Origin of the sequence: Fontimonas sp. SYSU GA230001, from assembly GCF_040066175.1 — a bacterium.
In the GTDB taxonomy this organism is placed as follows: domain Bacteria; phylum Pseudomonadota; class Gammaproteobacteria; order Nevskiales; family Nevskiaceae; genus Solimonas.
Genome location: NZ_JBEAAM010000001.1, coordinates 61,338 through 83,416 on the forward strand (window position 1 = coordinate 61,338; position 22,079 = coordinate 83,416).

General features: G+C 69.2%; 15 protein-coding genes and 1 tRNA gene. 11 read left to right on the plus strand and 5 right to left on the minus strand.

The features are described from left to right. The first annotated feature begins 30 nt into the window (after positions 1-30). The 7 genes from AAG565_RS00345 to AAG565_RS00375 are packed head-to-tail and all read left to right on the plus strand — an operon-like array spanning position 31 to position 7,976. A complete protein-coding gene (locus tag AAG565_RS00345) occupies positions 31-1,245 on the plus strand; it encodes a hydrolase (protein ID WP_348817538.1) in 1,215 nt (404 codons plus the stop codon). A gap of 4 nt (positions 1,246-1,249) precedes the next feature. Continuing rightward, positions 1,250-2,263: an arginine N-succinyltransferase gene (astA, locus tag AAG565_RS00350; RefSeq protein ID WP_348817539.1), complete on the plus strand. Its 1,014-nt coding sequence runs from the start codon at positions 1,250-1,252 to the stop codon at positions 2,261-2,263. Positions 2,264-2,275: 12 nt separating this feature from the next. After that, positions 2,276-3,745 (plus strand): succinylglutamate-semialdehyde dehydrogenase, encoded by a 1,470-nt coding sequence (astD, locus tag AAG565_RS00355; RefSeq protein ID WP_348817540.1) that lies wholly within the window; start codon positions 2,276-2,278, stop codon positions 3,743-3,745. A 7-nt stretch (positions 3,746-3,752) separates the two neighbouring features. Continuing rightward, on the plus strand, positions 3,753-5,096 hold the full coding sequence (gene astB, locus AAG565_RS00360; protein ID WP_348817541.1) for an N-succinylarginine dihydrolase: 1,344 nt from the start codon (positions 3,753-3,755) through the stop codon (positions 5,094-5,096). Further along, complete coding sequence (locus AAG565_RS00365; protein ID WP_348817542.1) at positions 5,096-5,554, plus strand: GNAT family N-acetyltransferase; 459 nt, start codon at positions 5,096-5,098, stop codon at positions 5,552-5,554. Before astB ends, AAG565_RS00365 begins: the two co-directional genes overlap by 1 nt. 38 nt (positions 5,555-5,592) lie before the next feature. Beyond that, entirely contained in the window at positions 5,593-7,263 is a 1,671-nt protein-coding gene (locus tag AAG565_RS00370; RefSeq protein ID WP_348817543.1) for an AAA family ATPase, read from the plus strand. Further along, on the plus strand, positions 7,260-7,976 hold the full coding sequence (locus tag AAG565_RS00375; RefSeq protein WP_348817544.1) for a general secretion pathway protein GspB: 717 nt from the start codon (positions 7,260-7,262) through the stop codon (positions 7,974-7,976). Before AAG565_RS00370 ends, AAG565_RS00375 begins: the two co-directional genes overlap by 4 nt. Positions 7,977-7,981: 5 nt before the next feature. Here AAG565_RS00375 and AAG565_RS00380 read toward each other — a convergent pair whose 3' ends face one another. Both AAG565_RS00380 and AAG565_RS00385 read right to left on the minus strand, forming a co-directional pair. Then, entirely contained in the window at positions 7,982-9,184 is a 1,203-nt protein-coding gene (locus AAG565_RS00380; RefSeq protein ID WP_348817545.1) for an aspartate aminotransferase family protein, read from the minus strand. A gap of 269 nt (positions 9,185-9,453) precedes the next feature. Then, positions 9,454-9,529 (minus strand) — tRNA-Ala (locus AAG565_RS00385). Between the two features lie 80 nt (positions 9,530-9,609). Between AAG565_RS00385 and AAG565_RS00390 the strand changes: the two genes are divergently transcribed. After that, complete coding sequence (locus AAG565_RS00390) at positions 9,610-11,826, plus strand: S8 family serine peptidase (RefSeq protein ID WP_348817546.1); 2,217 nt, start codon at positions 9,610-9,612, stop codon at positions 11,824-11,826. A gap of 57 nt (positions 11,827-11,883) precedes the next feature. Further along, on the plus strand, positions 11,884-12,108 hold the full coding sequence (locus AAG565_RS00395) for a hypothetical protein (protein WP_348817547.1): 225 nt from the start codon (positions 11,884-11,886) through the stop codon (positions 12,106-12,108). A gap of 74 nt (positions 12,109-12,182) precedes the next feature. Here the strand turns inward: AAG565_RS00395 and AAG565_RS00400 are convergent, their stop codons facing one another. The 3 genes from AAG565_RS00400 to AAG565_RS00410 form a co-directional block, all read right to left on the minus strand. After that, positions 12,183-14,339 (minus strand): DUF1631 family protein, encoded by a 2,157-nt coding sequence (locus tag AAG565_RS00400; protein ID WP_348817548.1) that lies wholly within the window; start codon positions 14,337-14,339, stop codon positions 12,183-12,185. Between the two features lie 191 nt (positions 14,340-14,530). Next, positions 14,531-15,094, minus strand: coding sequence for an HNH endonuclease (locus AAG565_RS00405; RefSeq protein WP_348817549.1), 564 nt, complete (start codon positions 15,092-15,094; stop codon positions 14,531-14,533). A 121-nt stretch (positions 15,095-15,215) separates the two neighbouring features. Further along, on the minus strand, positions 15,216-16,607 hold the full coding sequence (locus AAG565_RS00410) for an undecaprenyl-phosphate glucose phosphotransferase (RefSeq protein ID WP_348817550.1): 1,392 nt from the start codon (positions 16,605-16,607) through the stop codon (positions 15,216-15,218). Between the two features lie 280 nt (positions 16,608-16,887). Here AAG565_RS00410 and clpB point away from each other — a divergent pair, with 280 nt between their 5' ends. Together clpB and AAG565_RS00420 are read left to right on the plus strand one after the other, a co-directional pair. Continuing rightward, positions 16,888-19,482 (plus strand): ATP-dependent chaperone ClpB, encoded by a 2,595-nt coding sequence (gene clpB, locus AAG565_RS00415; protein WP_348817551.1) that lies wholly within the window; start codon positions 16,888-16,890, stop codon positions 19,480-19,482. A gap of 24 nt (positions 19,483-19,506) precedes the next feature. Beyond that, positions 19,507-22,056, plus strand: a complete 2,550-nt coding sequence (locus AAG565_RS00420) for an MMPL family transporter (protein WP_348817552.1) — start codon at positions 19,507-19,509, stop codon at positions 22,054-22,056. Positions 22,057-22,079: the final 23 nt, after the last annotated feature.

A 22,079-nucleotide genomic window follows, 5' to 3' on the forward strand; every position in this document is an offset into this window, starting at 1 on the left:
AGACTCATTAGAACAGAAGCGGTCAGGCCGATGCGAGAGGACTTTTCTCCATTGCTGGCGTGGATCGATGTGCAGCTGCCGGAGCTGCGCGAGGCGCTCGTGCGCCTCGCCAGCCAGAATTCCGGCAGCTTCAACCGCGCCGGTGTGCGCGCGGTCGGCGAGCAGATGCGCGCACGGTTCGCGCCGCTGGGATGCCGCCACGAATGGATCGAGCTGCCGCCGCTGCGCACGACCGACGATGCCGGTGCGCTGTGCGAGACGCCCATCGCACCGGCACTGCGCCTGCGCCAGCGGCCGGACGCACCGCTGCAGATCTTCCTCGGCGGCCATCTCGACACCGTCTATCCGGCCGATCACCCGTTCCAGACCGTGCGCGCCGACGGCGACGACCTCTTGCACGGTCCCGGTGTTGCCGATCTCAAGGGCGGGCTGCTGGTGATGTGGGCGGCGCTGGCCGCACTGGAACGCAGCCCCTGGCGCGAGCGCATCGGCTGGGAGGTGCTGCTCAATCCCGACGAGGAGATCGGCTCGCAAGGTTCCGACCCGCTGCTCAAGGAAGCCGCGGCCCGCAACCGCCTCGGCCTCGTCTATGAACCGTCGCTGCCCGACGGCAGCCTCGCCGGCGCGCGCAAGGGCAGCGGCAATTTCGACGTGATCGTGCATGGGATCGCCGCGCACGCCGGCCGCAATCCGGAAGCCGGGCGCAACGCGCTGCGCGCGGCGGCCGAGGTGATCGCCGCGGTCGATCGGCTCAACGGCGAGCGCGACGGCGTGACGTTCAACGCGGGGTATGTCCACGGCGGCGGCCCGCTCAACGTCGTGCCGGACCTGTGCGTGTTCAAGTTCAACGTGCGCACCGCGCAGGCCGACGATGCGCATTGGGTACAGGGCCGGCTCGACCGGATCCTCGCGCACGCGCAGCGCGACGGCATCCGCTGCGAACTGCGCGGCGGCTTCACGCGACCGCCCAAGCTCGTCGATGCACGCCAGCAGCGCCTGATGGACCTGCTCGCCGACTGCGGACGCGCGCTCGGCACACCACTCGCGTTCAAGCCGACCGGCGGCTGCTGCGACGGCAACAACCTCGCCGCCTACGGCCTGCCCAACGTGGACAACCTCGGCGTGGTCGGTCGCGACATCCACTCGGACGCCGAACGCATGCGCGTGTCGTCCCTGACCGAACGTGCGAAGCTCTCGGCGCTGCTACTGCTGCGCCTGGCCAGCGGGGATTTGTCGTGGAGCTGATGCGATGAAGGTCATCCGCCCGATCCGCGCCGACGATCTCGACGCGCTGCTGCGCATGGCGCGCAGCGCCGGCGCCGGCTTCACCTCGCTGCCGCCGGAGCGCGAGACGCTGCGCGGCAAGATCGAGCGCTCGCTGCAGTCCTTCGCCGAGGACGTGCGTCGGCCTGGCCACCAGCGTTACATGTTCGTGCTCGAGGAGACCGACACCGGCACGGTGGGGGGCTGCTGCGCGATCGAGGCCGCCTGCGGTCTCGACGAGCCGTTCTACAACTACCACGTCGGCCTCACCGTGCATGCCAGCCGCACGCTCGACGTCTACAGCCGCGTGCCGACGCTGTACCTGTCGAACGACCTGACCGGCGCCAGCGTGCTGTGCTCGCTGTACCTGTCGCCGGACTTCCGCGCCGAGGGAGTCGGGCATCTGCTGTCGAAGTCGCGCTTCCTGTTCATCGCCGGCTTCCGCGAACGCTTCGCCGAAAAGGTGATCGCCGAGATGCGCGGCGTCTCCGACGATGCCGGCCGCTCGCCGTTCTGGGAGGGCCTGGGCCGGCATTTCTTCAGCATCGAATACGACGATGCCGAGCACATCGTCGGCCAGGGCAACAAGGCCTGCATCGCGGAGCTGATGCCCAAGCACCCGATCTACACGGTTCTGCTGCCGGCCGAGGCGCAGGCGGTCATGGGCAAAGTGCATCCGCACACGGCGCCGGCGCTGCGCCTGCTCGAACAGGAAGGCTTCCGCTACCAGGGCTACATCGACATCTTCGACGGCGGCCCCGCGGTCGAGGCGCCGACCGGCGAAATCCGCTCGATCCGCCGCGCCCGCAGCCTGCCGGTGCAGATCGGCGAAGTCACGGCCGGCGCCACGCCACACCTGATCGCCAATGGCCGGCTCGCCGACTTCCGCTGCGCGCTCGCACCACTCATGCCGCAACGCGATCGGCTGCTGCTTCCAGCCGAACTGGCGCAGGCGCTGAAACTCGCTCCCGGCGACGGCGCCCGCGTCGTCGCGCTCTGACCGGAGACTCTCGTGCTGACCGGACACCTCCACATCGACGGCCACTGGCGCGCGGGCCGCGGCGCGGCTTTCGAGCGCCTCGCGCCGCACGACCTGCACCGCATCTGGCAGGGCCAGGCTGCGGATGCCGAGGACGTGGACGAGGCCTTCCGCGCCGCGCGACGCGCATTTGCCGCATGGGCCGACCGCGACGTCGCCGAACGCGAGGCGGTCGCGCAAGCCTTCGCCGACGCGCTCCGGCGCGAAGCCGAGACGCTGGCACGCTGCATCGCCGAGGAAGTCGGCAAGCCGCTGTGGGAGGCACGCACCGAAGTCACCGCGATGATCGGCAAGATCGCGATCTCGATCCGCGCCTGGCACGAACGCACCGGCATGCAGGAACAGCCGACCGACTTCGGCCGTCATGTACTGCGCCACCGCCCGCACGGCGTCGTCGCCGTGTTCGGCCCGTACAACTTCCCGGGCCACCTGCCCAACGGCCACATCGTGCCGGCCCTGCTCGCCGGCAATACCGTGCTGTTCAAGCCCAGCGAGCAGACGCCGGCGACCGCGGAGCTGACCGTGCGCCTGTGGCAGCATGCCGGGCTGCCGCCCGGCGTGCTCAATCTGCTGCAGGGCGCGCGCGCGACCGGCGAGGCGATCGCTGCACACGCCGAGCTGGACGGACTGTACTTCACCGGCAGCTGGCGCACCGGCAGCCTGCTGCACCGCCAGTTCGCCGCCGACACGCGCCGCATCCTCGCGCTGGAGATGGGCGGCAACAATCCGCTGATCCTGCGTCCGGTCGCCGACCGTGACGCCGCGGTGCTCGACGTGATCCAGTCGGCCTTCATCACCTCCGGTCAGCGCTGCACCTGCGCGCGCCGCCTGTTCGTGCCGGCGGACGCCTGGGGCGACGACTTCCTCAAGCGCCTCGTCGAGGTCGCCGGCGCGCTGCGTGTCGATCGCTGGGATGCGGACCCGGCGCCCTATCTCGGACCGGTCGTCGGTCCGGCCGCCGCGCAGTCGATACTGACCGCGCAGGAGCGCCTGCTCGCCGGCGGCGCACGCAGCCTGCTGCCGCTGCGCCGGCTCGATGCCGGTGCGGCCTTCCTGTCGCCCGGGCTGATCGACGTCAGCGATGCGCGCGACGTGCCCGACGAGGAGCACTTCGGCCCGCTGCTGCAGGTCTATCGCTACCGCGACTTCGACGCCGCGATCGACGGCGCCAACCGCACGCGCTACGGCCTCGCCGCCGGGCTGATCGGCGACGACGAGGCCGAGTACGAACGCTTCTGGCGGCGCATCCGTGCCGGCATCGTCAACTGGAACCGGCCGACCACCGGCGCGTCGAGCGGCTATCCATTTGGTGGCATCGGCGCCAGCGGCAACCACCGGCCGAGCGCGTACTACGCGGCGGACTACTGCGCGTATCCGATGGCCAGCGCCGAGGCGCCACACAGCGTCCTGCCGTCCGCGCTGCCGCCCGGCGTGCGCCTGTGAGACGGCGATGAGCACCGCGATCGAAGCCAACTTCGACGGCCTCGTCGGCCCGACCCACAACTACGCCGGCCTGTCGTTCGGCAACGTCGCGTCGGCGCGCAACGCCAGTGCGGTGTCGAACCCGCGCGAAGCCGCGCGTCAGGGACTGATGAAGATGCGCGCGCTGGCCGATCTCGGGCTCGCGCAGGGTCTGCTGCCGCCACAGGAGCGCCCGCATCTGCCGACGCTGCGCCGTCTCGGTTTCACCGGCACGGATGCGCAAGTCCTGGCCAAGGTGCGGCGAGACGCGCCGGGTCTGCTCGCCGCGGTGTCGTCGGCCTCGGCGATGTGGGCGGCCAATGCGGCGACGGTGTCACCGAGCGCCGACTGTGCCGATGGCCGCGTGCACTTCACGCCGGCCAACCTGTGCGCGAATCTGCACCGTGCGATCGAGGCCGAGACCACCGCGCGCATCCTCAAGGCGATCTTTCCCGACCCGAGCCTGTTCGCGCACCACCCGCCGCTGCCGGCGACGCCCGCGCTGGGCGACGAAGGCGCAGCCAATCACACGCGGCTGTGCGCGCAGTACGGCGCGCCCGGCCTGGAGCTCTTCGTCTATGGCCGCGGCGGCGACGCCGAGCCCGCGCCCACGCGCTACCCCGCGCGGCAGACGCATGCGGCCAGCGCGGCGGTCGCGCGGCTGCACGAACTGTCCGTGCCCGCGACGTTCTTCGCCCAGCAACGTCCCGAAGCGATCGACCGCGGCGTGTTCCACAACGACGTCATCGCCGTCGGCAATCGCGAGGTACTGCTCTACCACGAACAGGCCTTCGTCGATCCGCAGGCGCTGCGCGCATGGGTCTGCACCCACTTCCACGGCGACCGGCGCCCGGTGTTCGTCGAGATTCCGGCCGCCGAACTCGACATCGACGAAGTGGTGTCCTCGTACCTGTTCAACTCGCAGCTGGTGTGCCCGCCGGAAGGCGGCATGCGCCTGATCGTCGCGCGCGAGTGCGAGGAACATCCGCGGGTCTGGGCGGCGATCGAACGCATCGTCGGCGATCCGGCCAACCCGATCGATGGCGTGCATGTCTTCGACCTGCGCCAGTCGATGAACAACGGCGGCGGTCCGGCCTGCCTGCGCCTGCGCGTGGTGCTCGATGAGAACGAATGGGCGGGCGTCCATCCATCCGCATGGATGACGCCGGAGCGTCACGCCGAACTGAGTGCCTGGGTCGATGGTCACTACCGCGACCGCCTGAGCTTCGACGACCTCGCCGATCCGCAGCTGCTCGAGGAGAGCCGCACCGCGCTGGACCGGCTCACGCGCCTGCTCAAGCTGGGCAATCTCTACGACTTCCAACGAAACTGATGACCGTGCACTGGCGCTGGTACGAGTGGCCGGAACTCGACGCCGACACGCTGTATGCCTTCCTCAAGCTCCGCTCCGACATCTTCGTCGTCGAGCAGAATTGCGCGTATCCGGACATCGACGGTCTCGATCCGCAGTGTCGCCACCTGTGCGGCTTCGATGCGGACGGGGAGCTGCGCGCCTATCTGCGCCTGCTGCCACCGGGCCTGAAGAACGCGCATCCGGCGATCGGTCGGCTCGTCGTCGCCGCCCCGGCGCGCGGTCGTGAACTGGGCCGACGGATCATGCTCGAAGGCCTGCGTGCATGCGGACTACATTACCCCGGCCAGGCCGTGTTCCTGTCGGGCCAGCAGCACCTGCAGCACTTCTACGAGTCGCTCGGCTTCCGCGTCATCTCCGCACCCTATCTCGAAGACGGCATCCCGCACGTGGACATGCTCAGGGCGGACACGGCCTGAGTCGTTATACTCGCCGCGCCTCCGCTCCCGACCCCGCCGTGTACGTCGAGTACTTCCAACTCCGGGAACCGCCGTTCTCGATCACCCCGGACCCCGCCTATCTGTACCTGTCGCCGCGCCACCAGGAGGCGCTGGGACATCTGCTGTACGGCACCGGACAGTACGGCGGCTTCGTGCAGCTGACCGGCGAGGTCGGCACCGGCAAGACCACGATCATCCGCAGCCTGCTCGACCAGAAACTGCCGGACGTGGACGTGGCGATGATCCACAACCCGCGGCAGAGCGAACAGGAGTTCGTGCAGACGATCTGCGACGAGCTGCACGTCGGCTATCCGCGGCCGATCAGCCTGAAGACTCTCGTCGATGCGCTCAACGAACACCTGCTGCGCAGCCATGCGGCGGGCCGACGCACGGTGCTGATCATCGACGAGGCGCAGAACCTGCAGCCGGCCGTCCTCGAACAGGTGCGCCTGCTGACCAACCTGGAGACGGCGAAGTCCAAGCTGCTGCGCATCATGCTCGTCGGTCAGCCGGAGCTGTCCGCGCTGCTCGCGCGCGCCGAGCTGCGCCAGTTGTCGAGCCGCATCTCGGCGCGCTATCACCTCACGCCGCTGTCCGCGCAGGAAACCCGCGAGTACATCGAGCACCGGCTGCGCATCGCCGGGACGCGCGCAGAGATCTTCACTCCGGCAGCGGTCGAACTGATCCACCGCCAGGCGCGCGGCGTGCCACGCCTGATCAACATCATCTGCGACCGCGCCCTGCTCGGCGCGTTCGCCGGACGCATGCGCAAGGTCACGCCGGCAATCGCGCGCAAGGCCGCGCGCGAGGCCATCGGCGAGCTGCCGCTGGTGTTCGACCCCAAGGCACCGATCCGCTGGCGCTGGATCGAAACGGCCTGGGCGGTGGCGCTGCTCGGCTGCGTCGCGCTGTTCTGGTACAGCTTCACGCACGAGGAACCAATTTTTCCGACGCACAGCGCGGCACGCCGGCCGATGCCGCCACCCCCGCCGAGCGAGGACGCCACCGTCGTCTCGCAGCGCTCGGCCGCGGCCGCAGACGCGCCGGCGCCGCTGCTGATGCCGCGCCTGCCGACCGCGAGCCTGGCCGAACTCAACCGCGCAGCGCAGCCGCTTGGCGTGGTGATGGGCCGGCTGATCCGTCTCTGGACACCCCGCCCGACACTCGCGCGCGGCGAGAACATCTGCGATGCGCTGCATAACGTGGCGCTCGAGTGCTATCGCAGCAGCGGCACCTGGGCCGATCTCCGCCAGATGGACCGTCCGGCGATCCTCGTCCTCAACCTCGCCGGCGAGGGCCTGCAGCACCTGCTGCTGCTGGAGCTGGGCCGCGACCACGCCGTTCTGGACACGGTGCTCGGTCCGATGAGGCTGCCGATCGCGGAACTCGACCGGGTCTGGACCCACGAATTCCTCCTGCTCTGGCGCCGCGAGACGCACAGCATCCGCATCGACGACACCACGCAGGGCGCCGACATCGCCTGGCTGCAGCAGCGCCTGGTCGAGCTCGGTTACCTGCCTCCCGGCGAAACCCCTTCGGCAACGCTCACGCCGCCGCTCGCCGATGCGGTGCGTCGCCTGCAGAGCGATCGCGGTCTCGCGGTCGATGGCATTGCCGGCGTCCGCACATTGATCGAGCTGGGCGACGAACTGCCGGACACGCCGAAGCTCGGACTGGGACTGCCATGAGCTACATTCTCGATGCACTCAAGCGCGCCGAACACGAACGCAGCACCGGCGCCGCATCCGCATCACCGGCCGGCGATCCCGCCGATCCTGGTCTGGCCTTCCATCCGGCGACCCTGATCCTGGCCGGTGCGACCCTGTTCCTGGCCGGTCTGGGCGCGGCTGCGCTGCTGTTCAGGCTTGCCTCCGTCGCGCCGCCGGCCACGGAGCCGCTGCCCACACAGCGTTCCGCCATCGAGGCCCGACCGACGGCGAGCCCGATCGTCCAGGTGCTGGAGCAGCAGCCAGCCAGCGATCCGGTGCAGGCCGAGCCCGCGCTCGCCACCGCCCCCCCGCCGCTGGCACTGGACGAATACGGCCAACTCGACGACATCACGCCGGTGTTCCAGGGCAGCGCCGGTCCGGCGAAAGTGCCGGCGCCGAGTCCGGCGCAGGCCACCGTCGCCGACCCCGTGGCGCCGCAGGTCACCACCTTGCGGCTCGATGCGCCACAGCTCGATGAGATGCCTGCGGACTATCGCCGGCGCTTCCCCGACATCCAGGTGCAGGTCCATGTCCACGACGCCGACCCCGCGCGACGCTGGATCATGGTCGATGGACGCCGCTACGCCGAGGGCAGCGTACTCGCCCAGGGACCGCGGGTTGCGGAGATCCTCGCCGACGGGCTAATCCTGGAGTTCGACGGCCAGCGCGTGCACTGGCCGCTCGGCCGCTGAGCGCGTCAGCGCAGCCGGGCGCAGGCGCGCTCGAGGCGCGCGAGTCCCTCGGCCACGTCGGCTGCGCCGATGTTCAGCGCCGGCGCGAAGCGCAGCACGTCCGGACCGGCCACCAGCAGCCACAGACCCTCAGCCAGCGCGGCATTGACGATGTCCTTCGCGCGGCCCTTCCAGGCATCAGCCACCGGAGCACCGAGCAGCAGTCCCAGCCCGCGCGCTTCGCCGAACAGACCGTAACGCTCACCCAACACCCGGAGTCCTGCCGCGAGCTGCGCCGAGCGCTCGGCGACGTTGCGCAGTGTCTCGGGCCTGGCGACTTCCTCGAGCACCGCGTCGGCGACCGCACAGGCCAGCGGGTTGCCGCCGTAGGTCGAACCGTGCGTGCCGAAGGCCAGCACCTCGGCCAGCGCATGGGTCGTCAGCATCGCGCCAATGGGGAAACCGCCGCCCAGGCCCTTGGCCGTCGTCAGGATGTCGGGCGTCACGCCGAACTGCTCGTAGGCATACAGGCTGCCGCTGCGGCCGTTGCCGGTCTGCACCTCGTCGTAGATCAGCAGGGCCTGATGCTCGTCGCAGAGCGCGCGCACGCCGCGCGCGAACTCCAAGGTGGCCGGCAGCACACCGCCCTCGCCCAGCACCGGCTCCATCACGACTGCGCAGACCGTGTCGTTCATCGCCGCCTTGAGCGCGGCCAGGTCGTTGTACGGCAGATGACGGATGCCACCCGGCAGCGGCTCGAAGCCCTGCGTGTACTTGGCCTGGCCACCGACGCTCACGGTGAACAGCGTGCGCCCGTGGAAGGCGTTGTGGAACGAAATGATCGTGTTCTTGTGCGGCCCGAAGCGCGTGTTGCCGTAGCGCCGCGCCAGCTTGAACGCCGCCTCGTTGGCCTCGGCGCCACTGTTGCAGAAGAACACCTTGTCGGCGAAGGTCAGCGACACCAGCCGCTGTGCCAGGCGCAGCGCGGGCTCGTTGGTCATGACGTTCGACAGATGCCAGAGCTTGCCGGCCTGTTCCGTCAGCGCCGCGATGAGCTTCGGGTGCGCGTGCCCGAGGCCGGTGACGGCGATGCCCGCGGCGAAGTCGATGTACTCCCGGTTCTGCTGGTCCCACAGGCGCGAACCCTGTCCGCGCACCGGCACGATGCCGGCCGGGTTGTAGTTGGGCACCATCACCTCGTCGAAGGTGGCGCGTGTGACGCTGGACATGTCGGTCAACCTCTCGTCGTCAGACCGCTGGAGCGAGGGAACCCATGCGCAGCTGCCTGCGCCGGTTCCCGAAACCCTCGCCCGATCGGCTTCGTCGTTTCGAAGCGTACTGTCTGCGAGCCGGAAACGACACAGGCGGCCGTGGCCGCCCGTGTGCTGGCTGATCTCGTCGGCGGCGCGGAAGCAGGATCGGAGTCCCGGGCTTCCCGCCCGCGCGAGCCCGCGAATGCGGCGCTCGACGCCGCGCCCGCGGATACCTGAAACCTCGTTGGTGGAGCGGAGGAGGATCGAACTCCCGACCTTCGCATTGCGAACGCGACGCTCTCCCAGCTGAGCTACCGCCCCACGCGAGGACGGGTATTCTACTCATCGCGCGGCAAAACACCAGTCCGCCGTCCGATCGTGCTGGCCAGGAGCCCTGAAACATGCACAAACCACACCGCTGGATGTCCTCGTCGATCCGTCTGCTCGGTGTGCTGGTGGGCCTCCATGCCGCCGCCGTGCAGGCCGCCCGCTACACCGAACCGCGGCTGTTCCGTCCCGATGAAGTCCTCGTGCAGTACGACTCGGACATCACCGCCGTGCAGGCCAAGTCGGGTTATGCGGCCACAGGCATGCAGGTCGAGCGCACGCTGCTCGACGGCCGCACGCACCTGCTGCGCCTGCCTTCGTTCACCGACATCGAGGGTGCACGAACGGTACTCGCGGCAAGGCCCGGCGTGCTGCACGTCGAACCGAACTATCTGCGCCAGCGCCGCATCGAGCTGCCCGACGATCCGTTGTTCTCGCAGCAATGGGGTCTGTACAGCACCGGCCAGCGTAACTTCGTCTGCGACCGTGACAATTCGCCGTGCAGCAGCCGCGACGAACTGGCGAGCATTCCCGGCGCGGACATGAACCTGCTTGCGGCCTGGGACCCCGCCGGCGACGGCAGCTTCCCGCGCACCGGCAGCCGCTCCGTCGTGGTCGCGGTGATCGACGACGCCTTCGACCTGACGCATCCGGACCTCGCGGCCAACTTCATCGCCGGTCGCGACCTCGTGGACAAGGACAACGATCCGAGCCCCGACCGCGACGGCCTGCTCGATCACGGCACGCTGGTCGCCGGCAGCCTCGGCGCCATTGGCAACAACGGCACCGGCATCGCCGGCGTCGCGTGGAACGTATCGATGATGCCGCTGAAAATCGGGCGGATCAACCAGGGCGCCGTCGAACTCAGCGAGGACGCGATCCTCGACGCCTACGACTACGCCAGAACCCACGGCGCGCAGATCATCAATGCCAGTTATGGCGGTCCGAGTTTCTCGGCGATTGAAAAATCCAAGATCGAGGCGCTCGCCAGCGCCGGCATCCTGTTCGTGACCTCGGCCGGCAACTTCAATTCCAATCTCGACTATTCCGTGGCCGCCTATCCGGCGAACTACGACGTGTCCAATGTCGTCGCGGTGGCTGCCACCAATCGCCAGGACAACGTCGCCAGCTTCAGCCAGTTCGGACCGCTGAGCACCGATGTCGCGGCCCCCGGCCTGCAGATCGTCACGACGAGCCTCGGCGGCGGCTACGTCACCGGCGACAGCTGCGGCACCGGCCCCTGCGGCGTCAACGGCACGTCGTTCTCGGCGCCGCACGTGGCCGGCATCGCGGCACTGATCAAGTCCGTGCACCCGGACGCGGACTACCGCGAGATCCGCGCGCGCCTGATCGAGGGCGCGGAAGCGGGGGTCGATGGCGGCGACGTCGCCGAACTGACCGCCGGCGGCCGTGTCGATGCCGCCAACAGCCTCGAGCTCGCCCCGCGGCCGGCGCTGATCCTGCGCTCGGTGAAATTGATCGACGACGGCAATCAGCGGCTCGATCCGGGCGAGACCCTCGACATCGAGATCGAAGTCGCCAACCTTTGGCTGGCCGCTGCGGATGCGAGCGCCGAACTGATCGCACCGGGTGGCATCGAGGTGCTGAGCGCCGCGCAGCCCCTGGGCACGCTGGCGCAGGACGGATCGGCCAAGGTCCGCTTCTCGGTGCGGGTGACGAACTCCGTGGCCAGCCCCTATCAGGATCTGCCGTTCGCGGTCCGGCTGCGCGCCAACGGCGGCGCCTACCAGGCGCAGCGCCCGTTCCGCCTGGAGCTCGCCGAGCTGAGCCTGGGCACGCCCGTGAACGAAACCCTGTCCAAGGGCCTGCACGACGAGTTCCACACCTACCATCTCGACCTGGCCGCACCGCTGCCGCGCAATGCGAAGCTGGTGATCCGCAGTTCGGCCGCCCAGGACATCGACGTGCTGGTGAAGTACGGCAGGCCGGCGCAGTACGACATCGATCTCGGCGCACCGCCCGAGGACGATCCCACCTTCTTCACCGACGCCGACAAGGTCGGTGGCGGCGAAGACGGCAACGAGACGGTCACCATCGACAACCCGCGTGCCGGCACCTACTACGTGACGGTGCTCAACTACGCGCTGGCGGATTCACTGCCGTACACGCTCGAAGCCCGCCTGGAGAGTGGCGGCGGCTCGGGTGGCGGCGGCGTGGATCCGAGGCTGAGTGCGGTTCTGCTGCTGTTCGCGCTGGCGCGCCGCGGGCGCGGGATGCGCGCCATTCGAGGACCTTCGCCGGAGGGACTTCCCGACACGAAAAAAGCCTGATAAAAACGCGCGCAAATGAGGGCTGCCCGGACGGGCCACTTCGAGGAATCCAGCTGAATGCCGCGCAAACCCAAGAAGCCGCAGACACAGGCCGAGACACCGAAGACGTTCGATGAGTTCACCGACGACGCCGAGGCCGGCGAGGATGAGGTCGTAGGGGTTGACGAGACGCCGGCCGCGGTCCACGAGAAATCCCGCGACTGGCGCGACGTGGAGAAGTACAAGGAAGAGCGCGCGCTGCGCCGCCTCGTCGATGACGACCTCGATCTGGCCGAGCTGTGAGACCCGCGAGGCGGATCAGGACACGATGCCGTGACCCCGCTGCCGGCCGCAGCGCCCTGGGACGCTGCGGACGCTCACTGACCCGGACGGCCTTCGACGGTCGTCCAGACCACCGGATCGACCACGCGCTCGAACGACAGCTCGCCAATCCGGGCGATCGCGCTCTGCAACTCGGGCGACGGATCGATGGGCGCCGCCGAGCCATCGACCAGTGCGGTGGCGAGCGCGGTGGCACGCAGCTGCAGGAAGCGCTCCTCCATGTAATGCCCGAACATCACGGTGTTCTGCACCGGGTAGTAACCCTTCACGCGTACCCAATGCTTGGTCTGGGCCACCGGCTCCCACAACGTGAACCAGCTGCCCGGCACCAGCAGGATCGACAGCAGACCTTGCAGTTCCTTTTCCGGCGGCAGCGGGGCCGCCGCCGTGGCGGCTTCGTCCACCGTGTCCGCGGCCGGCGCGCCGGTGCGGCCGGCGCCGGCCTCGACGAGCTCCAGGTAAGCCTGCAGCAGACCCGACAGCACCTCCTTGAGCCGCTCCTCCGAGAACCCGATCGCCGCCAGCCGGCGCGAGATCGCGGCGACGAGCTCGGCCTCCTCGGCCGCGCGCTCCTCGGCGTGCCGCCCCGCGTCCGGCCGCAGGCTGTCGAGCACGCGATCGACCAGGCGCATCGTCTCGGTCCAGGACGCACCGTTGACGCCGCTGCGGATGTAATCGAGACACAGCAAGGGACCAAAGCCGGACAGCATCAGACGGAGCACGCCCGAGGGCAGCGGCCGTTCGCCGATGCGCCGCCGGATCTCGTGCGCGACGATGCGCCGCACGCGCTCGACCCGTGCGCGGTTCTTCTTCTGCTGCATCTCTTCCTGCTCGCGCAGGAAGGCTTCCGCGGTGCGCTCGTCCACCCCCTCCGGCCGCGCGGACTCGCGCAGTGTGGCCGGATCGAGGTTGAACGCCTGCACCATCGCATCAATCAGTCCCTGCAGCTCGCCGACCATCTGCGGCGACGGCGCCGCCTCGGCCGAGCCGAACTGCAGCAGCATCTCGAACAAGTCGTTGAGCGTGCGGCGTGCGGCGTGGTTCGGATCGTGGAAGAAACGCGGATCGGCCACGGCCGCCTTCAGCATCGGCAGCTGCAGGCGCGCGAGCACCGGCTTGAGATTGTCCGGCAGCCGCGGGTCGCGGTAGTACGCGTCGAACATGCGCGCAACCAGCGCCACGTTCTCCGGCGGCAGCCACGCGGGTGCCTGCGGGCGGCGTCCGTGTTCGTAACTGCCGAGGATCTGCGCGACATCCTGCGCCAGCATCGAGTCGGTGTAGGTGCCCGCGCCGCCGACCGGCGCCAGATGACCCGCCTGACGCGCCGCGAGTCCGCCCGGCACCGCACCCGCGCCCATCGCCGACATCCCTGCGCCGCCGGTCGCCGGTGCGCCGAAGGCGCCCATCGTCGCCCGGTCCAGCTTGCCGGCCCAGGAGGGCACACCGCTGTCCTGCGGCAGGCCACGCGGCGCGCGCCGCGATTCGGGACGCGCCGGCGTCGGCGCATCCAGGCTCGGTTCGATGCCATGCACGGCGAGCAGCTGGTTGGCGCCGACGAACACCTCGGACAGACGGCCGACGACCACGCGGTCGAACAGCTTGTAGATCACCAGCTTGATCGGGAAATCGACCGGCAGATCGCGCATCGAGTTCTGGAACGCATGGATGATGCGCTGTGGCGACATCGACTCCGGGGACAGGCCCGCGCCCGTCATCTCCGCGAGCCGCGCGATGCGGCGCTGCAACTCGACCAGCTCGTGCGCATACAGCGATGAAGCCTTGGCCTGCATGTTGTTGACCGCGATGCGCTCCTCGAGCACGTCGCCGTCCTCGAGCGACCACTGCGACATGTCGTCGAGCCGTCCCGCGGCATTTTCGGCCTCGTCCTCGCCGATGCCGGCCAGCGCCGCCTGCAGTGCCTCCTGGAAGGCCTGGACGATCTTGTTGCGCTGCACGCGCACGATGCGCATCGTGTCCAGATACAGGCGCTGCTCGTCGCTGGCACGCGCCTTCTCGGCCGAATCGAACAGGATGTCGTCGGCCTTCTCGAACATTTCGCGCAGCTGCTCGCTGAGCACCGAGACGGCCATCTGATGCAGTGCGGAAACGATCGGGTTGGCCTTGGACGCAGCCTTGCCCTCCGCCTGCGCGGATGCACCCTGACCGGCCCTCATCTGTGCCTGTGCACTCATCATCGCTCTCGCCCCAACCCCGTCACCCGAAGGACCCGCCGGAGACTGCGACCGATCGGCGCGCGACCCGACCGGGCTTTATTGAACCTTGTGTCACTTTTGGCAACCTTACGTCAATTCTGACAAAAGTTCACTAGCGAAATGGCCCCCATGCGCCGCGCGGCGCAACCCGCCCGATCGTCGGCAGCGGCTCACAGGCAACGCGCGTGCTTGGGTGCGTGTGCCAGCAAAAACTCCATCTGATCCGCGAGGATGCGGCGGTTCGACAGGATCAGATACTCGGCCAGGTTGGGCGTGTAGGGCACCGCGAGCAGCTTCATGCGCGCCTCCTCGGGGGTGCGGTCGTCCTTGCGCTGGTTGCAGTCGCGGCAGGCGGTGACGCAGTTCTCCCAGCCATTGTGTCCGCCGCGCGACGCCGGAACGACGTGATCGCGGGTCAGCTGCGCCGCTGGATACTGGTGGCCGCAGTACAGGCACAGGTGGCGGTCGCGCTGGAACAGCGTCCGGTTGGTGAGCAGCGGGACACCGCGCCGATGCCTGCGCGAGCGGTCGGCGACCGCGATGATCGAACCGATCTCCAGCGTCGACCGCCGGCCGCTGCGGGCGTTGACCCCGCCACGGATCAGGAAGCGTTGCGCACCGGCTTCCCAGCGCACGCGGTCGCGGGCATACAGGACCACCGCGGTTTGCCACGGGATCCAGGATACCGGCATGCCACCGGCATCGAGCTTGAGTATGGCCGGAATGTTCTCCATCCCGTATCGGGAGTCCGCACGCTGCAGCACAGCCGTCACTGGCCGGGGCGCACAGTCAACCATTTCCAGATGACAGGTGACCGACGATATCGCCGACGCTCACTGCCGGCAAGCGCTGCGCTCAAAACGCGTTGCGGTCGCGCAGCACCATGACCAGCGTGCGGAACAGGATCTGCAGATCGAAGGCCGGCGACCAGTGGCGGATGTAGTAGAGGTCGTACTTCACGCGCGCCTCCATGGTCGCCAGCTCCGCCGAAGGCCCGCGCAGGCCATTGATCTGCGCCCATCCGGTCAGGCCCGGTTTGACTTTGTGCCGCAGCATGTAATGGCGGATGGCCTTGCGGTAGAACTCGTTGTGCTGCACCGCGTGTGGTCGCGGACCGACCAGGCTCATGTCGCCGCGCAGGACATTGACCAGCTGTGGCAGCTCGTCCAGCGAGGTCCGGCGCAGGATCCGGCCGACACGGGTGACACGCGGATCGTCGCGCGACACCTGCACGATGCGGTCCTCTGGATCGTTGATCCGCATCGTGCGGAACTTGAAGACATCGAACGCCTGCCCGTTGAGCCCGTAACGCTTCTGCCGGTACAGGATGGGGCCCGGCGAATCGAGCCGTACCGCGACGGCGATCGCCGCCAGCATCGGCGACAGCAGGATCAGACCGATCAGCGCACTGATGAAATCGAAGACATGCTTGTAGAGCCCGTGGACGCCGAACAGGGGCGTTTCGGCGATACGCAGCATCGGCACGCCCTCGACCAGCGACAGCTCGCTGCCGACGAATTCGTCGAGCGCAAGATCGGGCACCACGTACACCGACGCCGTGGTGTCGCCGAGTTCATCCATGATCTCGATGACGCGCTCGGCACCGCTGCGCGGCAGCATGATGAACACCACCTCGATGCCATGCTGCGCGACATAGCCCTTGATCGCCGACACCGCACCGAGCCTCTGCGCCCCGGCCGGATGCTGCCCGTCGCGCACGGTGCCCCGTTCGTCGAAATAGCCATGCAGCTCGTAACGCTCGGAGGCACGCAACACGTCGATCAGCGGTCGCACCGAACCGCTGATGTTGAGAACGACGGCGCTGCGGCGCACGACCGTATGTGGGACATAGCGGCGGGCGAAGCCGCGCGCGACGATATTGAGCACGATCAACGCGGCCGGGGTCATCACCGCCCAGGCCAGCAGGACGACACGCGAGATGATTTCGGAGAACTTGGCGACGTAGGCGACGAACAGCAGCAGGCCGACCAGACTCATCCACCGGTACAGCAGCTGCGTGCCTTCCGAACCCGGCTTGCCGACCCGCCAGGCCGCGAGCAGGTCGATGCGCCCGAGCAAGCCGAACGCGAAAACCCCGGCGAGCAGGGTCAGCAACGGGTACGGGGCGGCGTTCGGCACGCCGTAGGCGCGCATCGTCAGCTGCAGGATGGCCACCACCACCGCCGCATAGAGCAATCCCTGGATCACGAACGCGGCGCGGCCGGCCTTGGCCGTCGCACCCGGCACCACAGTCGTCCCACCCGACAACCACATCTCGATCACCGCAAAGGATCCCTCAGCCGTACGAGCCTGCTCTCCCTGGGGCATTCCGGCCCCGAATTGCGGTTCTTCCTCGGCGCTCGACCTCTGGCGGGTCACGTCCGGCTCCGGGCCGTCTTTGCGCACTTGTACTTGTTGGGCGATGAGCGTAGCACAAATGCGGACGAACGGCGCCCGTCCGGCCCGACTTGAAACGGGCGCGCCGGTCCGCATCTTGAGAGGCCATCACCCCAACCGGATCGCACCCATGCGGATGGACAAGCTCACGAGCCGCTTCCAGCAGGCGCTGGCCGACGCACAGTCGCTGGCCGTCGGCCGCGACAACCCGGCCATCGCGCCGGCGCACCTGATGAGCGCGCTGCTCGACCAGGACGGCGGCTCGACGCTGCCGCTGCTGCAGAACGCCTCGGTCAACGTCGATCTGCTGCGCAGCAAGCTGGCGCAGGCCCTCGACTCGCTGCCGCGGCTGGGCCAGGCCACCGGCGAGGTCAACGTCTCCGCCGAACTCTCACGCCTGCTCAATCTCACCGACAAGCTGGCGCAGAAGCGCAAGGACCAGTACATCTCCACCGAGCTGTTCGTGCTCGCCGCGGTGGACGACAAGGATGCCGTCGGCGAGGCGCTGCGTGCGGCGGGGGCGCGCAAGGAACTGCTCGAAAAAGCCATCGACGCGATCCGCGGCGGACAGAAGGTGGACAGCCAGAACGCCGAGGACCAGCGTCAGGCACTGGAGAAGTACACGATCGACCTGACCGCGCGCGCATCGGCTGGCAAGATCGACCCGGTGATCGGCCGCGACGAGGAGATCCGCCGTGTCATCCAGGTGCTGTCGCGCCGCACGAAGAACAACCCCGCGCTGATCGGCGAACCCGGCGTCGGCAAGACCGCGATCGTCGAAGGCCTGGCACAGCGCATCGTCAACGGCGAAGTGCCGGAGTCGCTGAAGAACAAGCGCCTGCTGACGCTGGATCTCGGCGCACTGATCGCCGGCGCCAAGTTCCGCGGCGAGTTCGAGGAACGCCTCAAGGCCGTGCTCACGGATCTGGCCAAGCAGGAGGGCAACATCATTCTGTTCATCGACGAGATCCACACGCTCGTGGGTGCAGGCAAGGCCGAGGGCGCGATGGACGCCGGCAATATGCTCAAGCCGGCGCTGGCGCGCGGCGAGCTGCACTGCATCGGCGCGACGACGCTGGACGAATACCGCAAGTACATCGAGAAGGACGCCGCGCTGGAACGGCGCTTCCAGAAGGTCTTTGTCGGCGAACCCAGCGTCGAGGACACCATCGCGATCCTGCGTGGCCTCAAGGAACGCTACGAGGTGCACCACGGCGTCGATATCACCGACGGCGCGCTGATCTCGGCGGCCAAACTGTCGCAGCGCTACATCACCGACCGCAACCTGCCCGACAAGGCCATCGACCTGGTGGACGAGGCCGCGTCGCGCATCCGCATCGAGATCGACTCCAAGCCCGAGGCGCTCGATCGCCTGCACCGCCGCCTGATCCAGCTCAAGATCGAGCGCGAAGCGCTGAAGAAGGAGGACGACGAGGGCGCGAAGCGCTCGCTCGCCGAACTCGAAAAGACCATCGAGTCGCTGGAGCGCGAGTACGCCGACCTCGAGGAAAAATGGAAGGCCGAGAAGGCCAGCGTCGCCGGCTCTGCCGGGGTCAAGGAGGAACTGGAGCGCGCGAAGCAGGACTTCGAGATCGCGCTGCGCGCCGGCGACCACGCCCGCGCCTCCGAGATCCGCTATGGCCGCATCCCCGAACTGGAGCGCCGGCTCGCGCAGGCTTCGACGGTGAGCGAGGGCGCGCCCAAGAAGTTCGAGCTGCTGCGCAACAGCGTGACCGAGGACGAGATCGCGGAAGTCGTCTCGCGCTGGACCGGCATCCCCGTTTCCAAGCTGATGGAAGGCGAACGCGAGAAGCTGCTGCGCATGGAAGACGCGCTGCACCAGCGCGTCGTCTCGCAGGACGAGGCGATCACCGCAGTGTCCAACGCGATCCGCCGCTCGCGCGCCGGCCTGTCCGACCCGAACCGCCCGATCGGTTCCTTCCTGTTCCTCGGGCCGACCGGCGTCGGCAAGACCGAGCTGTGCAAGGCGCTCGCCAGCTTCCTGTTCGACACCGAGGAAGCGATGGTGCGCATCGACATGTCCGAGTTCATGGAGCGGCACAGCGTGTCGCGCCTGATCGGCGCGCCGCCGGGCTATGTCGGCTACGACGAGGGCGGCTACCTGACCGAGGCCGTGCGCCGCCGGCCCTACTCGGTGATCCTGCTCGATGAAGTCGAGAAGGCACACCCGGAAGTGTTCAACGTGCTGCTGCAGGTGCTCGACGACGGCCGCCTGACCGACGGCCAGGGCCGCACGGTCGACTTCCGCAACGCGGTCGTGGTGATGACCTCGAATCTGGGCTCACAGCTTATTCAGGAAATGATGAGCCGCGACGCGGGTCAGGACTACGCCGCGATCAAGGAGGCGGTGATGGGCGTCGTCTCGCAGCACTTCCGCCCGGAATTCATCAACCGCATCGACGAGGCGGTGGTCTTCCATCCGCTGGGCGCCGCGCAGATCCGCAGCATCGCGCGCATCCAGACGCAGAACGTGGTCAAGCGCCTGGCCGAGCGCAGCATCGCGCTGGACTTCAGTGACGCCGCGCTCGACAGGCTCGCCGAGGCCGGTTTCGATCCGGTCTACGGCGCGCGGCCGCTCAAGCGCGCAATTCAGGCGCTGGTTGAAAATCCGCTGGCACGGGCGATTCTCGACGGCCAGTTCGGCGCCGGCGATCGCATCACCGTCGATGCCGGCAAGGAAGGACTGGCTTTCCGGCGCATGTAAGCGCACTGCCCGTACACTGCGCGCATGCAGGCATCCGCGCGCAGACCCGCGACCGCGCCCGTCGACCGCTGGGCCACGGCGACTGCCGCGCTGGTGCGCGCGTCCTTCGACGGCGCAGGAACGGTACTGGCCGCCTACGCGCTGCTGCTGACGCTTGCCGTCGCGGCGATCGCCACGCATCTGCGCGTCGATGCCGATCCGGCCGCGCTGATGGCCGACGAGCTGCCGTGGCGGCGCGCGGCGCTGGAACACGAACGCGCGTTTCCCGACCTGCACCGGCAGATTGTCGCGGTCTTCGACGCGGACACGGAGGACGCGCGGCGGCTGCTCGCGGAACTGCACGGCTGGCTTGCCGATGCGCCGCTGCGCGCGATCGTCGCGCCGCAACTCGATTCGTTCTTCGAGCGCCACGGCCTGCTGTACCTGGACCTGCCGCAGCTCGAAGCGCTCGCGGCCGATCTGGACGCCGCGCAGCCGCTGCTCGGCCGCATCGCACGTGACCCGACCGTCGCCGGTCTGTGCCGCACGCTGCTGGCGCTGCTCGACCACGCCGACGCGCTGCCGCCGGAACGCGTCGAGCGCTTTGTCGATGCGATGGCCCGCAGCGTGGCGTCGGCCGCCGGCGAGCGGCAAACGGCGCTGGAATGGACCCAGCTCGCGATGGGCACGGCGGAGTCGCCCCGCCGCCAATTCATCTCCTTTCTTCCGCGCGATCGCTCGTCCGAGGACGAGGCCTTGCGTGCCGTGCGCGCGGCGGTTGCGCAGCTCGGCGCGCAGTGGCCGAAGGTGCGGCTGACCGGCGAAATCACCGAGTGGGACGACGAGCTGTCGGCGGCCGCGGACGGCGCGCTCCTGTCCGCCGCGCTGTCGCTGGCTTTGGTCACCCTGCTGCTGCGGGTCGGCCTGCACTCGTGGCGCCTGGCCGCCATCGCCCTCGCCGCGCTGGTCTGCGGCCTGATGCTGACGGCGGCAGCGGCGGCACTCGCGGTCGGCCGCCTGAACCTGATCTCGATCGCGTTCGCCGCCCTCTACATCGGCCTGGCGATCGACTTTTCCGTGCACCTGCTGCTGCGCTGGCGCGAACTGCGCCTCTCCGGCGCCGACGCGCGCGACGCTGCCGCCGCGGCCGGACGCGACGTCGGCGGCGCGCTGCTGCTGTGCGCGCTGACCACCGCCGCCGGCTTTTACGCCTTCGTGCCGACCGCGTTCCGGGGCGTGTCGGAACTGGGCCTGATTTCCGGCACCGGCATCCTCATCGGATTGCTGACCAGTCTCACCTTGCTGCCGGCGCTGCTGCGCTGCGCCGGTCCGATGCAGGCCGATGCCCTGCAGATGCCGGCTGTGCTGCTCGACTGGCCGCATCGACGCCGAGCCGCCGTGCTCGCCGCCGCCGCGGCCTGTGCCGCGGCAGCCGCGCTGGCACTGCCGCTGCTGCGCTTCGACTACAACCCGATGCACCTGCGCCCGCCCGACACCGATTCGCAGCGGATCTACGAAGAGCTGGTGCACGGCGCCGACACGCCGCTGACGGCCGTCGTGCTCGCCGCCGACGCCGCTGCCACTCAGGAACAGGCCGAGCGCCTGGGACAGCTGCCGGTCGTGCGCGAAGCGCGCTGGCTGGGCAGCCTGCTGCCGCAGGACCAGGACGCCAAGCTGGAGGTGATCGCGGACCTAGCGCTGTCCGCCGGCGCCGCCCTGCCGGCGGCGCTGAAGCTGGGCGCCGCCGACGTATCGCGCGACCGCGCGGCGCTGCAGGCACTGGCCGAGCGCATCGGGGCAATGGATGCCCCGCCACCGGCCTGGCAGCGCCTGGGCGAGGCGATCGACCGCTGGCTCGCCGCACCCGGCGACGCGAACGTGCTGCGCGACCAACTGCTCGGCGGACTGCCGGGTCTGCTTGCGCGCCTGCACGCGTCGCTGCAGGCGCAGCCAGTGACGGCCGATGCCCTGCCTGCCGATCTGCGCGCGCAGTGGCGCAGCGCCGACGGCCGCTACCGCATCGAGCTGGTGCCGGCGCAGAACCTCGACGACGACGAGGCGCTGCGCCGCTTCGCCGACACCGTCGCCGCCGCGGCGCCCGACGCCAGCGGTGCCCCGCTCGAATACGTCGCCGGCGCGCGCACGGTGCAGCGCGCGTTCGCGCAGGCGTTCATCGCCGCAGCCGTGGCGATCGCCGTGCTGCTGCCGCTGCTGCTGCGCAGTTTCGCCGACAGCCTGCGCGCGGCGGCGCCGCTGGCGCTGGGTGCGCTGCTCACCGCCGGCCTGTGTGCGGCGATCGACCTGCCGCTGAACTTCGCCAACATCATCGCGCTGCCGCTGCTGCTGGGTGCGGGCCTCGACAACGGCGTGCACCTGATCTGGCGCGCCCGCCACGCTGGCGGCAGCCCGCTCGCCGGCAGCACCGGGCGCGCGGTACTGGTCGCGGTACTGACCACGCTGTCGAGCTTCGCCTCGCTGGCGTTTTCGCCGCACCGCGGCATGGCGAGCTTGGGCTTGATGCTGACGCTCGGTCTGTCGATCATGCTCGCCTGCAGCTTCCTGGTCCTGCCGGCGCTGCTCAAGCCGCGCCCGTGATCCGTTTCCGGACCGGACGTGCC

Coding starts and splice junctions, on each gene's coding strand:
- astA (WP_348817539.1), top strand. CDS start 1,250: ATGAAGGTCATCCGCCCGATCCGCGCCGACGATCTCGACGCGCTGCTG.
- AAG565_RS00405 (WP_348817549.1), bottom strand. CDS start 15,094: ATGGAGAACATTCCGGCCATACTCAAGCTCGATGCCGGTGGCATGCCG.
- astB (WP_348817541.1), top strand. CDS start 3,753: ATGAGCACCGCGATCGAAGCCAACTTCGACGGCCTCGTCGGCCCGACC.
- AAG565_RS00380 (WP_348817545.1), bottom strand. CDS start 9,184: ATGTCCAGCGTCACACGCGCCACCTTCGACGAGGTGATGGTGCCCAAC.
- AAG565_RS00395 (WP_348817547.1), top strand. CDS start 11,884: ATGCCGCGCAAACCCAAGAAGCCGCAGACACAGGCCGAGACACCGAAG.
- AAG565_RS00375 (WP_348817544.1), top strand. CDS start 7,260: ATGAGCTACATTCTCGATGCACTCAAGCGCGCCGAACACGAACGCAGC.
- clpB (WP_348817551.1), top strand. CDS start 16,888: ATGCGGATGGACAAGCTCACGAGCCGCTTCCAGCAGGCGCTGGCCGAC.
- AAG565_RS00390 (WP_348817546.1), top strand. CDS start 9,610: ATGCACAAACCACACCGCTGGATGTCCTCGTCGATCCGTCTGCTCGGT.
- AAG565_RS00345 (WP_348817538.1), top strand. CDS start 31: ATGCGAGAGGACTTTTCTCCATTGCTGGCGTGGATCGATGTGCAGCTG.
- AAG565_RS00400 (WP_348817548.1), bottom strand. CDS start 14,339: ATGAGTGCACAGGCACAGATGAGGGCCGGTCAGGGTGCATCCGCGCAG.
- AAG565_RS00365 (WP_348817542.1), top strand. CDS start 5,096: ATGACCGTGCACTGGCGCTGGTACGAGTGGCCGGAACTCGACGCCGAC.
- AAG565_RS00420 (WP_348817552.1), top strand. CDS start 19,507: ATGCAGGCATCCGCGCGCAGACCCGCGACCGCGCCCGTCGACCGCTGG.